11 protein-coding genes are annotated in these 12622 nt (G+C 66.0%); 5 read left to right on the top strand and 6 right to left on the bottom strand.

Translation table 11 applies throughout. The features are described 5' to 3' along the window. Nucleotides 1-54: 54 nt before the first annotated feature. The 5 genes from DAEP_RS0103240 to DAEP_RS0103220 all read right to left on the bottom strand — a co-directional run bounded on the left by DAEP_RS0103240 (nucleotide 55) and on the right by DAEP_RS0103220 (nucleotide 6965). Nucleotides 55-1449, bottom strand: a complete 1395-nt coding sequence (locus DAEP_RS0103240; RefSeq protein ID WP_008557670.1) for a TRAP transporter large permease — start codon at nucleotides 1447-1449, stop codon at nucleotides 55-57. Nucleotides 1450-1453: 4 nt separating this feature from the next. Continuing rightward, entirely contained in the window at nucleotides 1454-2143 is a 690-nt protein-coding gene (locus DAEP_RS0103235; protein WP_027243662.1) for a TRAP transporter small permease, read from the bottom strand. A gap of 97 nt (nucleotides 2144-2240) precedes the next feature. After that, nucleotides 2241-3242, bottom strand: a complete 1002-nt coding sequence (locus DAEP_RS0103230; protein ID WP_008555477.1) for a DctP family TRAP transporter solute-binding subunit — start codon at nucleotides 3240-3242, stop codon at nucleotides 2241-2243. A gap of 736 nt (nucleotides 3243-3978) precedes the next feature. Further along, nucleotides 3979-5208 (bottom strand): sigma-54-dependent transcriptional regulator, encoded by a 1230-nt coding sequence (locus tag DAEP_RS0103225; protein ID WP_008555690.1) that lies wholly within the window; start codon nucleotides 5206-5208, stop codon nucleotides 3979-3981. Then, nucleotides 5205-6965, bottom strand: a complete 1761-nt coding sequence (locus DAEP_RS0103220; RefSeq protein WP_027243661.1) for a sensor histidine kinase — start codon at nucleotides 6963-6965, stop codon at nucleotides 5205-5207. Before DAEP_RS0103220 ends, DAEP_RS0103225 begins: the two co-directional genes overlap by 4 nt. A 59-nt stretch (nucleotides 6966-7024) precedes the next feature. Between DAEP_RS0103220 and DAEP_RS0103215 the strand changes: the two genes are divergently transcribed. Continuing rightward, nucleotides 7025-8209, top strand: coding sequence for a cytochrome P450 (locus tag DAEP_RS0103215; protein ID WP_027243660.1), 1185 nt, complete (start codon nucleotides 7025-7027; stop codon nucleotides 8207-8209). Between the two features lie 235 nt (nucleotides 8210-8444). Here the strand turns inward: DAEP_RS0103215 and DAEP_RS0103210 are convergent, their stop codons facing one another. Further along, entirely contained in the window at nucleotides 8445-8912 is a 468-nt protein-coding gene (locus tag DAEP_RS0103210; protein WP_008553370.1) for an Lrp/AsnC family transcriptional regulator, read from the bottom strand. 210 nt (nucleotides 8913-9122) lie between these two features. Here DAEP_RS0103210 and cobA point away from each other — a divergent pair, with 210 nt between their 5' ends. From cobA to DAEP_RS0103190, 4 genes are read left to right on the top strand one after another with little or no spacing between them, the layout of a single operon-like run. Further along, nucleotides 9123-9878 (top strand): uroporphyrinogen-III C-methyltransferase, encoded by a 756-nt coding sequence (gene cobA, locus DAEP_RS0103205; RefSeq protein WP_084204392.1) that lies wholly within the window; start codon nucleotides 9123-9125, stop codon nucleotides 9876-9878. Beyond that, nucleotides 9878-10186, top strand: a complete 309-nt coding sequence (locus DAEP_RS0103200; RefSeq protein ID WP_008553694.1) for a DUF2849 domain-containing protein — start codon at nucleotides 9878-9880, stop codon at nucleotides 10184-10186. The genes cobA and DAEP_RS0103200 overlap by 1 nt, the downstream gene beginning before the upstream one ends. Continuing rightward, nucleotides 10179-11843: a nitrite/sulfite reductase gene (locus DAEP_RS0103195; protein WP_027243658.1), complete on the top strand. Its 1665-nt coding sequence runs from the start codon at nucleotides 10179-10181 to the stop codon at nucleotides 11841-11843. The genes DAEP_RS0103200 and DAEP_RS0103195 overlap by 8 nt, the downstream gene beginning before the upstream one ends. A gap of 4 nt (nucleotides 11844-11847) precedes the next feature. Next, entirely contained in the window at nucleotides 11848-12621 is a 774-nt protein-coding gene (locus DAEP_RS0103190) for a phosphoadenylyl-sulfate reductase (RefSeq protein WP_008557778.1), read from the top strand. Nucleotide 12622 lies beyond the last annotated feature (1 nt).

Below are 12622 nucleotides of genomic sequence, written 5' to 3'. Positions count from 1 at the left end.
CTCCTGAAATGCAAAGCGCCCCGGTTTCCCGGGGCGTTTCTTTTTACCTTAAAGCTACTTCGTTATGATCTCCGGCCCCATGATGGAATTCGGCAGATAGGTCGAAATCCAGGGGATGTAGGTCACCATGATCAGGAAGACGAACAGCACCGCCAGGAACGGCAGGGCGGCCCGCACCACTGCCATCATCGGCATCCCTGCCACACCCGAAGTCACGAACAGGTTCAGGCCGACCGGCGGGGTGATCATGCCGATCTCCATGTTGACCACCATGATGATGCCCAGGTGGATCGGGTCGATGCCCAGCTCGATGGCAATCGGGAACACCAGCGGTGCCACAATGACCAGCAGGCCCGACGGTTCCATGAACTGGCCGCCGATCAGCAGGATCACGTTGACGACGATCAGGAACATCACCGGGCCAAAGCCCGCGGACAGCATGGCGCTGGCGATATGCTGCGGGATCTGCTCATCGGTCAGCACATGCTTCAGGATCAGCGCGTTGGCGATGATGAACATCAGCGTGATCGTCAGCTTGCCCGCCTCAAACAGCGTGTGGCGGGTGTCCTTGTGGAAAAAGGCGGTCACCAGCGCCAGCGGGTACTGCAGCAGCGTCTTGTTGCGGCCGCCGTCCTTTGCCTTCAGCGGGCCCATGTCGCGATAGACGAAGACTGCCACGATAAAGGCATAGACCGAGGCCACCGCCGCCGCTTCCGTCGGCGTGAAGATCGCGCCGGTGATGCCGGGGATGCCGTAGATCCCGACCATGATGATGACGATCAGCATCAGGCCCCAGAAGGCCTCGGCAAAGCTGCTGCCGATCTCGCCCCAGCCCTGCCACTCGCCCTTGGGCATGCCGCGGATGCCAGCCATGATATAGATGGTCACCATCAGCATCACGCCGGCCATGATGCCCGGAATGACGCCCGCAAGGAACATCCGGCCGACCGAGACATCGGTGGCGGACGCATAGACCACCATCACGATGGAGGGCGGGATCAGGATGCCCAGGGTGCCCGCGTTGGCGATGACGCCTGCCGCGAACTCCTTGGTATAGCCCGCCTGCCGCATGGCGGCGATCACGATGGAGCCGATCGCCACCACGGTTGCGGGCGACGAGCCCGACAGCGCCGCAAACAGCATGCAGGCAAACACCCCGGCAATCGCCAGCCCGCCGCGCAGATGGCCGACGCAGGCGATGGAAAAGCGGATGATCCGTTTCGCCACCCCGCCCGTGGACATGAACGAGGAGGCCAGGATGAAGAACGGGATTGCCAGCAGCGTGTAATGCCCCGCCATCGCCTGAAACAGCGTCTGCGCGATGGAGGCCAGCGATGTATCGCTCAGCACCAGCAGGAAGATGATCGAGGAGAAGCCCAGCGAGACCGCGATCGGCACCCCGATCAGCATCAGCCCCACGACCATGATAAAGAGAATCAAGACGTCCATTCAGTTAGTCCCCGGCGTTCATATGGCGCACATCTTCGACGGCGTCTTCGGCTTCGTGGCTGACGATCAGGCTGTCGCTGTCGCCGCACAGGATGGCCAGAAAGGCCTGCACAAAGCGGAACAGCAAAAGCGCCATCCCGAAAGGCAGGATGAAATAGGGAATGAAGCGCGGCAGCTTCTCGTAATGCTCGCCCTCATTCATGACCGGCTCGATGAAACGCAGCCACTCGGGAAAGCTGATGTCCACCACCTCGTACCAGCCGCGGTAAGACGTGCGCTTCATCTCCTCGAACCCCGTCGGGAACCAGCGGCCCGTGGTCTGCGGCAGGTTGGCGAAGTTGGCCCAGTAGTCCCAGGCCCCCTTCAGCAGAAGCGCGGCATAGGCCAGGCAGATCAGGCCAGCCACAATGGCGGCGATCCGCCGCGTGCGCGGCGCCAGCAGGCTGGTGACCGCATCCACCCCCAGATGCGCAGTGATCTTGACGGCATAGCTGACGCCGAAAAGCACCAGCCAGGCGAACAGGAACGTCACCGCCTCAAGCCCCCAGATCAGCCCGGAGGAAAAGACGTAGCGCAAAATCACGTTGACGAAGGTGATGAGGGTCATCGCACCGAGGATCACCGCGATGGCGGTCTCCTCCAGCTCGTTAACCGCGCGGCCCAGGCCGGAGGCGGGCACATACTTTGAAGACATGGAAGTATCCCCCTGCCCGGCGGCCAGCGCCGGGTTTGCAAAGGCCCGGCTCCGCAGGGCGGGAGCCGGGCCGCTTCGGTGTGTCAGGCGAACGGAATCAGAAACCTGCGTTGATCGCCTGCGCGGCTTCGATGTTGTCCTGGCCAACATCGTCGCGGAACTGCTCCCAGACCGGTTTCATCGCTTCGAGCCAGGCCTGGCGCTGCGCCTCGTCCAGCTCGCGGATCACACCGCCGGCATCCAGCACCGCCTGGCGGGCTTCCTTGTCGACCTCGCCCACCGCTGCGTTCCGCTCCATGCTGACCTCGCGCACGATAGTGGCCAGCTGGCTGCGCACGTCTTCAGGCAGGCTGTCCCACCAGTCGGTGGAGGTCACAACCAGATAGTCAAGCGCGCCGTGATTGGTCTCGGTGATGCCGTCCTGCACCTCAAAGAACTTCTGGCCGTAGACGTTGGACCAGGTGTTCTCCTGCCCGTCCACAACGCCGGTCTGCAGCGCGCCGTAGACCTCGGAAAAGGCCATCGGCTGCGGGCTGGCGCCCAAGGCTTCGAACTGCGCCTTCAGCACTTCCGACTGCTGCACGCGGAACTTCAGGCCCTTGGCATCCTCAGGCGAGATCAGCGGCTTGTTGGCCGACATCTGCTTCATGCCGTTGTGCCAGAACTCCAGGCCCAGAATGCCGCGGCGGGCCATCGATTCTTTCATCGCCTGGCCGGCATCCGAGGCCTGGAAGGCATCCACGGCTTCGATGTTCTTGAACATGAACGGCAGGTCGAAGATGCGGAACTGCTTGGTGAACTGCTCGAATTTCGACAGCGACGGCGCCGCCATCTGCACGTCGCCCTGCAGCATCGCCTCCAGCACCTTGTCGTCGTTGTAGAGGGTGGAGTTCGGGTAGACCTCCATGCACATGGTGCCGTTCATCTCGTCGTTGACGCGCTGTTGCAGCAGCGATGCGGCAATCCCCTTGGGGTGCTTGTCGGTGTTGGTGACGTGGCTGAACTTCACCACGATTTCGCCGTCGTCACAGGCGGCGCTTGCAGCGCCTGCGGAAACGGCCAGCGCCAGTGCGGTCGCAGCAGTGGTCAGGAATTTCATGTCTTTCCTCCCAGAAAAATCATCAGAAAATTCTATGTTGCCCTCAGCGCATGGCTGAAGCCCGCTCAGAGCATCCCAAGTTGCGGAAAGCCGCTCAAGATTTGATTCGGGAATCATCTGCCATCCGGAATTTCCGCCATTTGACAGAGGCTTACGGGCCCACCCCAAGGCTGCCCGGGGATGCGGATCAAAAGCTGTGCGAAATCCCGCACAAGGCGCTTCGGGCTTTGTGCGGAAATCCGCACAAATGTTAGCGCCGGACAGAATTGCAAAGGTGGAATCATCTCGCGGCGAGTCTGCAACTTCAGGCCCGCGCCCGGCCCCCGGCGGGTGCGAAGCGCCCTTCCGGGGAGGCCGGGCGCGGGTCCTGCCGCTTCGCGGCACGGGCCGATAATGCGCAAACAGGCACTCTCTCCTGAGCGTCCGCTAGGGTGTTGCGCATCCACCGCACGCCCCGCTTTCCCGGCCTTAACCTGGTCCTGCGATACTGCATCCCGTCGCGACACTGGTGCGGACTGACACCCCGCACCGCCAGGAGATCACAGGGCCCCCAAGACCACCTCTTCATCGGGTGCAGGGGCGTCCCGCACCGAAGGCTTCAGCGGACACGGGGGCTTGCGACCCCCGTCCACCCTCCGCCCATGGCCCCCTTGGGGCTTTCCGGCGGCGCCGCCTCCTTCCTGCCCCGGCATCACCGCCGGATCGGACGAACCGCAAGGTTCCAGGCCCAGCGCCCTCAGCGGCGGTAATCCTCGGGCCGGATGCCATAGCGGGCCAATTTATCGTAGAACGTCTTGCGCGGCAGCTTCAGGGCTTCCGCGGCCGCAGCCGCGCGCCCGTTGACCCGGCCCAGCGCCGCGATCAGCAGCGAGCGCTCCACCTGCGCCATCTGCTCCGCCAGCCCCAGCCCGGCAGCAGCGGCGGCCTCCTCCGGCATTCCCAGCACAAACCGCATCGCCGCCGACATCAGGGAGCGCGCATTGCCCGGCCAGTCCTGCGCCATCAGCGCCGCCAGATGGTCCTGGCTGATCTCCGGCGGCTCAATCCCCGCCTGTTCCGCCGCCTGCGCCACGTAATGGCGGAACAGCACGGGAATGTCGCCCGGGCGCTCCGCCAGCGAGGGGATGCGCACCCGCATCACATCCAGCCGGTAAAACAGATCGGCGCTGAATTTCCCCGCCTGCGCCAGATCCGCCAGACCGGCGCTGGACCCTGCGATGATCCGCACCCCGCCGCCCTGCTCAAGCTGCGCCAGCAGAGCATACTGCGCCGCTTCCGGCAGCGCCTGCACCTCGTCCAGGAACAGCGAGCCGCCCGCCGCCTCCTGGCACAGCCCGGCCACTGTCTCCGCCGCCAGCCCGGCCGCCGGGCGTTTCACAAACGGCCCCTGGCCCGCAGGCGACATCAGGTGGATGACCTCCGCCACCTTGGAAATGCCGCTGCCCGGCGCGCCGGTCACCAGCACCTCCGCCCCCGTCGGCGCCACCGCCCGCACCCGCTGGCGCATCTCCTCCGCCTGCGGCGAGGTGCCGAACAGCAGCCTGGAGGCCGGATCGCCGGTTTCCAGCTGCCGCTTCAGCCGCCGGTTCTCCAGCACCAGCGCCCGCGTCTTCAGCGCGCGCTCCAGCACCGGCAGGAAGTCGGCGGCGGCGCAGGGTTTCTCCAGGAAATCGAACGCCCCCTGCGACATCGCCTTCACCGCCATCGGAATGTCGCCCTCGCCGGTCAGCAGCACCACCGGCAGCTCGTCATCCACGCTGCGGGCATAGTCCAGCAGATGAAACCCGTCCCGCCCCGGCATCCGCAGGTCCGAGACGATGACCCCCTCGAAGCCGCGGGTGATATGGTCCTTTGCCGCCACAAAGGACCCCGCCGCGACCGCCTCCAGCTCGTTCAGCTCCAGCGTCTGCGCCAGCGCCTCGCGCACGGCAGCATCGTCATCCACCAAAAGCACCTTGCGGATCATGCGGCATCATCCCTCTGCCCGGCCTCGCTCCACGGCTCCAGTTCCACCGTGAACACCGCGCCGCCGCCGGTGTTGGTGCCGCGGATGTTGCCGCCAAAGCTCTGCACCAGCCCGTAGGAAATCGACAGCCCAAGCCCCATCCCCTCGGAGCTGCCAACCGCCTTGGTGGAATAGAACGGCTCGAACATCTTCTCCGGCTCCTTGATGCCGGGGCCGCTGTCCTGCACCCGCACCTGCAGCCGCGGGCCGCTGTCGACAGAGATCGAGATCACCTTCTCCACCTGCCCCTGCATGGCGTCCGCGGCGTTGTTGATCAGGTTCACGAAAACCTGCGTCAGCCGCACCTCGCCGCCCCAGGCATAGATTGGCGCGGGATAATCGCCGGGCTGCCAGCGCAGATCCACCCGCTCCGCCTTCAGCCGCGGCGCGGTCAGCTCTGCCGCGGCGCTGATCACCTGCACCAGATCGACCTGCCCCATCGGCTCGCTCTCGTTGCGGGCAAAGGCGCGCAGGTTCTTGATGATCCGCGCCATCCGCGCCGCCATGTCCGAAATCCGCCCCAGGTTTTCCCCGGTGCGCGCCGCCTTGCCGCGCTCCAGAAAGGCGGCGCCGTTCTCGGCATACTGCTGGATCGCCATCAAGGGCTGGTTCAGCTCATGGCTGATCCCCGCCGACATCTGCCCCAGCGCCGACAGCTTGCCCGCTTGCACCAGCTCCTCCTGCGCGCGCTTCAGCGCCGCCTCGGCCTCCTCGCGCTCGCGCACTTCGCGGCGCAGCTGCAGGTTGGCCGCCGACAGCGCCCGTGTGCGCGCCTCGACCCGGCTTTCCAGCACCGCGTTGGCCTCCGCCAGGGTGCGGCGGCGCTCCATCACGATGAACAGCATCGCCCCCAGGGCGAGGCACACCGCCGCCAGCGCCGCCGCCTGCAGCACCGCAATCCGCCGCGCCGGGGCCACATCCACCAGGATCTCGCCGGTCATGCCGATGACCGGCAGGTCCACCGACAGATGCAGCGCCTGCTGCGGCAGGTAAGCGCTGCCCCTCAGCGACCAGATCTCGTGGCCGGCATGACGGCGCCTGCCGGTCACCTCCGGCTGCCCCGGTTCTGCTTCCGCAGCCGCCCCGCCGCGCTGCCAGAACAGCAGCTCCGACCGGTTGGCAATGAACACCTCGCCGGTTTGATCGGTGAAGAACACCGCCGGCAGCGAGCCGCGCCAGGTCTGCTCCACATCCGCCACATCGGCGACCACCACCAGTGCCCCGCGCACCCGCCCGTCATGGGCAAAGGCAGGGGCCGCATAGAAATACGCCCGCTGGCCGTCCGGCTGCAGCACCCCGTGGCCGGTGCCCAAGGCCCCCTGCATCGCCCGGACGAAGTAATCCTGCCGCGCCACGCCGGCGCCTGTCACCCCTTCGGCCGCCGCCAGCACCTGCCCGTCCGCCGCAGCAAAGAACACATCCAGCGCCGCGGTCTTGTCCGCCACCGACCGCAGCAGGTCCGCCGCCCCGGCCTGCGCCTCAGGCGTAGAAAGATCCGCCAGCGCCGGATGCTCCGCGGTCAGCACCGCCAGTTCCTGATAGACCTGCAACTGCGTGCTCACCCGGTCCGAGGCCAGCGCCAGATCGGCCGCACTGCGCTCGGCCAGGCTGTCCAGCGCCTGCCGGTAGCCATAGGACCACGCCGCCAGCGCCAGCGCCGCCACGGCCAGAAGGAACCCGGCGGGCAGGCTCCAGCGAAGAAGGTTTTGTGTTTTCATGGCGGCACGTTATCAAAGCCCCCCTTGCATTGGCCAGATGCAGCGGCAACAACCGGTATATGAAGACTTTATGCCAATCCCCCACCGATCCCGCCTTTGTGCAGGATCCCTATCGTTTCTATGCCGCCGCCCGGGCTGAGGGCCAGCTGCACCACTGGCAGGACTACGGCATGGCAGCCGCCTTCGGCCATTCCGCGGTGCATATGCTGCTGCGCGACCGCCGCTTCGGCCGCGAGGTGCCGGAGGAACTGCGCACCGAAGGCCCCGCCCATCTCGCGCCCTTTCTGGCGGTAGAGGCGCATTCGATGCTGGATGCCGAGCCGCCGCGCCACACCCGCCTGCGCAAGCTGGTGCTGCGCGCCTTCACCTCGCGCGAAATCGCGGCGCTGGAGCCGGGCATCAGGGATCTGTGCCACCAGCTGATCGACGCCTTCCCGGACCGGCCCTTCGACCTGCTGGACGCCTATTGCACGCAGGTGCCGGTCATCACCATCTGCCGCCTGCTGGGGGTGCCGGAGGAGATGGCGCCGCAGCTTCTGGACTGGTCGCACAGGATGGTGGCGATGTATCAGGCCGCGCGCACCGAGGCGACCGAACACGCTGCGGCACAGGCCTCGCAAGAATTCACGGACTTCCTGCGCCGCTACATTGACGACCGCCGCGACGATCCCCGCGACGACCTGATCACCCGGCTGATCGCGGCTGAGGAGGAAGGCGACAAGCTCTCCGCCGATGAGCTGATCGGCACGTGCATCCTGCTGCTGAATGCCGGCCACGAGGCCACCGTGCATTCGCTGGGCAACGGCGTGAAGACGATGCTGCAGCAGGGCTGGCAGCCGGAGTGGCTGGCGCCCGCGGGCATCGAGGGGCTGGTGGAGGAGATTCTGCGCTTTGATCCGCCGCTGCACATGTTCACCCGCTACGCCTATGAGGAGGCAGAGGTGTTCGGCCACACCTTCCAGCGCGGCGATCAGGTGGCCTTGCTGCTGGGCGCTGCCAACCGCGACCCGGCGGCGCTGGACGACCCGGAGCGTTTCGACCCGTCAAGACCGCCCAAGGTGAACAAGAGCTTCGGCGGCGGCCTCCATTTCTGCGTCGGCGCGCCGCTGGCGCGGCTGGAAATGCAGATCGCCCTGCCAATCCTGTTCGAGCGCTGCCCGGACCTGAAACTGGCAGCAGAGCCCGAATACAACAACAGCTACCATTTCCACGGGCTGACCCGGCTGCTGGTGACCCGCTCTTAAGGACCGGGGGCGCTCCCGCCCGCGCGGCAGGGATCCCGGATCCCCTTGCCCGGTTGGGCCCGGCGCCGCTGGCGCGGCGCGGCGCCCCCGTTTCACCTTTGGCTAAATACTCCGGGGTGAGGCGCATCAGCGCCGAGGGGGCAGCGCCCCCTCCTTGCCCCACCGTGGGCAGCGCCCCCTCCTTGCTCCACCCAGGGCAGCGCAGCGGCTGGCAGGCCGCCGTCCCCCCGGTGCCTCAGGCGCCCAGCGGCAGCATGGTGGTCGACTTGATCTCCTCCATCGACAAAAGCGCTGTTACATTGTGCACCTTCACCTCGGAAATCAGCGCCTGATAGAAGACATCATAGGCGCGCGCGTTCTGCACCCGCACCTTGAGGATATAGTCGATATCACCCGCCAGCCGGTGCGCCTCCTGCACCTCGGGGCGGTCGCGCAGGGCCTGCAGGAACTTGGCCTGCCATTCCGCCTCATGCTCCGAGGTGCGGATGAGGACAAAGAAACAGGCCTCGAACCCCAGCGCCTCCGGATCCAAAAGCACCGTCTGCTGGCCGATCACCCCGGCCTCCTTCAGCTTGCGGATCCGATTCCAGACAGGGGTCTTGGAAGACCCCACCCGGCGGGCTATTTCGTCCAGCGACTGGCTCGCATCCCGTTGCAGTTCAGCCAGAATTTTCCGGTCCGTGCCGTCGATCCGCACCGTCATTCCTGTTTTCTCCTTATGTGAGGACCAAACGGCCCGATGTCCCGCCGCGGCAAAACCATTGTTCTTATTTCCGCGCCCATATAGCGCGATACCGGGAATATTTCCTATATCTACCCTTAAGTCAAACACACCAAAGAGGGTACAGGGATGTCCGCACCAACGACACATGCCGCCAATGCCGCCACTCGCGTCCGCGGCGGCATGGACTGTATGGCTGCGGGCCAGGTCATCTTTGCCGGGTCCGGCCCCGGCGATGCGGAGCTCTTGACCCTGAAAGCGCTGCGCGCGCTGCAAGCCGCCGACGTGATCCTGCACGACCGTCTGGTCAGCGATGACATCCTCGCTCTGGCCGGCCCGCAGGCGGTGCTGGAAGACGCCGGCAAGGAAGGCTTTGGCGCGCAGGTCAGCCAAGCGGACATCAACGCCCGGCTGGTGGAGCTGGCGAAAGAAGGCAAGAAGGTGCTGCGCCTGAAGGGCGGCGATCCGGCGATCTTTGCCCGCCTGGACGAAGAGCTGACCGCCTGCGAGGAAGCGGGCATCGCCTACAGCATCATTCCCGGCATCACCGCCGCTTCGGCAGCGGCCGCCGCCATCGGCCAGAGCCTGACCCAGCGCGGCCGCAACACCGCGGTGCGGTTCCTGACCGGACACGCGATGAGTGGCTTTGCCGATCATGACTGGGCCGCGCTGGCGCGCCCGGGCGAGGTGGCCGCCGTCTATATGGGCAAGAAATCCGCGCGTTTCGTGCAGGGCCGCCTGATCATGCACGGGGCAGACCGCGCGACGCCGGTGACCATCGTCGAGAACGCCTCCCGCCCCGATCAGCGGGTGCTGGACACCACATTGGACCGCCTGCCTGCCGACCTTGATGCGGCTGGTTTCGGCGGCCCTGCCCTCACCTTCCTGGGCCTTGCCCCGCGCCAGGCGGCGGCGGCCCTGAACGACCTCAAAACGGAGCTTGCATAATGGCCCGCGCCTTTACGCCCAAAGTCATCACCGCCAACGACCTGCTGGAAGGCGACGTGATCTACTTCACCGCCCAGGACACCTGGACCCGCGAGCTGTCGGAGGCAGAACTGATCACAGACGAGGCCGAAGCCCAGCTGCGCCTGCTGGAAGCAGAGAAGCAGAACATCAAGATCGTCGGCGCCTATCTGGCCGACGCCAAGGCAGGCCCGAACGGCCCCGAGCCCACCCACTTCCGCGAGGAATTCCGCCGCACCGGCCCCTCCAACTACTTCCACGGCAAGCAGGAGGCTGACGCCAATGTATAAGTACAATGAATTCGACGAAGCCTTCCTGGCCGAACGTAACGCCCAGTTCCGCGCCCAGGTCGAGCGCCGCATCGACGGCTCCCTCACCGAGGACGAGTTCAAGCCGCTGCGCCTGATGAACGGCGTCTACCTGCAGCTGCACGCCTATATGCTGCGGGTCGCGATCCCCTATGGCACCCTGAACCCGAACCAGATGCGCACCCTGGCGCTCCTGGCGGAGAAGTGGGACAAGGGCTACGGCCATTTCACCACCCGCCAGAACATCCAGTACAACTGGCCGAAACTGCGCGACATTCCGGACATGCTGGACGCGCTGGGTGAGGCTGGCCTGCACGCCATCCAGACCTCCGGCAACACCATCCGCAACACCACCGCCGACCATTTCGCCGGTGCCGCCGCGGATGAGCTGACCGATCCCCGCCCCTATGCCGAGCTGATCCGCCAGTGGTCCACCGACCACCCGGAATTCCAGTTCCTGGGCCGCAAGTTCAAGATCGCCATCACCGGCAGCGGCAGCGACCGCGCGGTGATCAAGGCGCACGATGTGGGCCTGCAGGTGGTCGAGAAGGACGGCAACATTGGTTTCAAGGTCATCGTCGGCGGCGGCCTGGGCCGCACCCCGATGATCGGCCAGGTGCTGCGCGAGTTCCTGCCGCAGGCGGATCTGCTGCCCTATCTGGAGTCGGTTCTGACCGTCTACAACGTGCTGGGCCGGCGCGACAACAAGTACAAGGCGCGCATCAAGATCACCGTTTCCGAGAACGGCATCGACACCTACCGCGCGATGACCGAGGAGGCCTTCATGGCGATCCGCGGCCAGTACGACGGCACCGACCAGCAGCTCTTGGAAGAGATCAAGACGCATTTCCAGGCGCCGGAGTTCCGCTCCGGGTCCACCGGTGCGTTCGACGCGGCCTATGCCAGCGACCCGGTGTTCCGCGCCTGGGCCGACACCAACCTGCACGCGCACCGCGCCGAAGGCCATGCCATCGCCACCATCTCGATCAAGGCGCATGGCCAGACTCCGGGCGACGCGACGGCAGAGCAGATGCGGGTGATGGCCGATCTGGCCGAGCAATACGGCTATGGCGAGCTGCGCATCAGCCACCAGCAGAACGTGATCCTGCCGCATGTCCACAAGAACGACCTGCCCGCGATCCACGCCACGCTGAAAGCGCATGGCCTGGCCACGGCCAACATCGGCCTGATCTCCGACATCATCGCCTGCCCGGGCATGGACTATTGCGCGCTGGCCACCGCCCGCTCGATCCCGGTCGCGCAGGAGATTGCCACCCGCTTTGACGAGCTGAAGATGGAGCACGACATCGGCCATCTGCAGATCAAGATCTCGGGCTGCATCAACGCCTGCGGCCATCACCACGTGGGCCACATCGGCATCCTGGGCCTCGACCGCGCAGGGGTGGAGAACTACCAGATCACCCTGGGCGGCGACGCCACCGAGACGGCGGCCATCGGCACCCGCACCGGCCCCGGCTTTGCCTATGACGAGATCGTGCCTGCCGTGGAGCGCATCGTCGAGGTCTACATGGACCAGCGCGAAAGCGCGGACGAAACCTTCCTCGAAACCTACCGCCGGATCGGCATGGAGCCGTTCAAGGCCGCGCTCTATCCCGAGGCACAGAAAAAGGTCGCCTGATCCGATGGTCCATTCAGCCGGAAACACGCCCGCCGGAGGGGAAATCCCCCTCCGGGACCGGGAGCTGGCCGCCAAGGCGGAAGCGCTCAATGCGCGCTACCGCCACCACTCGGCCACCTCGGTGATGGAGGGCGCATTGCGGGACGCAGGGCACATCGCGCTGGTCTCCTCTTTCGGCGCGGAATCCGTGGTGCTGTTGCACATGGCCGCGATCATCGACCCGATGACGCCGGTTGTGTTCGTGGACACCGAGCTGCTGTTCACCGAGACGCTGATCTATCAGCAGGAAGTGAGCGAGCGGCTGGGCCTGCGCAATGTGCGCATTATCCGCGCCGGTGACATCGCCGAAAAAGACCCCTACGGCGCGCTGCGGTTCAGCGACAAGGACGCCTGCTGCACCCTGCGCAAGACGATCCCGCTGCAACAGGCGCTGGACGGGTATGACGGCTGGATCACCGGCCGCAAGCGGTTCCAGTCCGGCAGCCGCGCCGCGCTTGAGTTCTTCGAGGTCGAGGACGGCCCGGAAGGCCCGACCGGACGGCTCAAGATCAACCCGCTGGCCCATTGGGCGCCCGAGGACGTGCGCACCTATATGGATGAAAACCGCCTGCCCCGCCATCCGCTGGTGGCCAAGGGCTACCCGTCGATCGGCTGCGCGCCCTGCACCAGCCCGGTCAAGGAAGGCGAAGACCCGCGCGCCGGCCGGTGGCGCGGAGAGAACAAAGAAGAATGCGGCATCCACGTGGTGGATGGCAAATTCGTACGCACAGGAGCGTGAG

This window comes from Leisingera daeponensis DSM 23529, from assembly GCF_000473145.1.
In the GTDB taxonomy this organism is placed as follows: domain Bacteria; phylum Pseudomonadota; class Alphaproteobacteria; order Rhodobacterales; family Rhodobacteraceae; genus Leisingera; species Leisingera daeponensis.
Note: the sequence above shows the minus strand (reverse complement) of the source record. Positions and strands in the feature narration are given on the sequence as shown.

Excerpts from the sequence above, each read along its gene's own strand:
- DAEP_RS0103240 (WP_008557670.1), bottom strand. The coding sequence starts at position 1,449 with ATGGACGTCTTGATTCTCTTTATCATGGTCGTGGGGCTGATGCTGATC.
- DAEP_RS0103235 (WP_027243662.1), bottom strand. The coding sequence starts at position 2,143 with ATGTCTTCAAAGTATGTGCCCGCCTCCGGCCTGGGCCGCGCGGTTAAC.
- DAEP_RS0103230 (WP_008555477.1), bottom strand. The coding sequence starts at position 3,242 with ATGAAATTCCTGACCACTGCTGCGACCGCACTGGCGCTGGCCGTTTCC.
- DAEP_RS0103225 (WP_008555690.1), bottom strand. The coding sequence starts at position 5,208 with ATGATCCGCAAGGTGCTTTTGGTGGATGACGATGCTGCCGTGCGCGAG.
- DAEP_RS0103220 (WP_027243661.1), bottom strand. The coding sequence starts at position 6,965 with ATGAAAACACAAAACCTTCTTCGCTGGAGCCTGCCCGCCGGGTTCCTT.
- DAEP_RS0103215 (WP_027243660.1), top strand. The coding sequence starts at position 7,025 with ATGAAGACTTTATGCCAATCCCCCACCGATCCCGCCTTTGTGCAGGAT.
- DAEP_RS0103210 (WP_008553370.1), bottom strand. The coding sequence starts at position 8,912 with ATGACGGTGCGGATCGACGGCACGGACCGGAAAATTCTGGCTGAACTG.
- cobA (WP_084204392.1), top strand. The coding sequence starts at position 9,123 with ATGGCTGCGGGCCAGGTCATCTTTGCCGGGTCCGGCCCCGGCGATGCG.
- DAEP_RS0103200 (WP_008553694.1), top strand. The coding sequence starts at position 9,878 with ATGGCCCGCGCCTTTACGCCCAAAGTCATCACCGCCAACGACCTGCTG.
- DAEP_RS0103195 (WP_027243658.1), top strand. The coding sequence starts at position 10,179 with ATGTATAAGTACAATGAATTCGACGAAGCCTTCCTGGCCGAACGTAAC.
- DAEP_RS0103190 (WP_008557778.1), top strand. The coding sequence starts at position 11,848 with ATGGTCCATTCAGCCGGAAACACGCCCGCCGGAGGGGAAATCCCCCTC.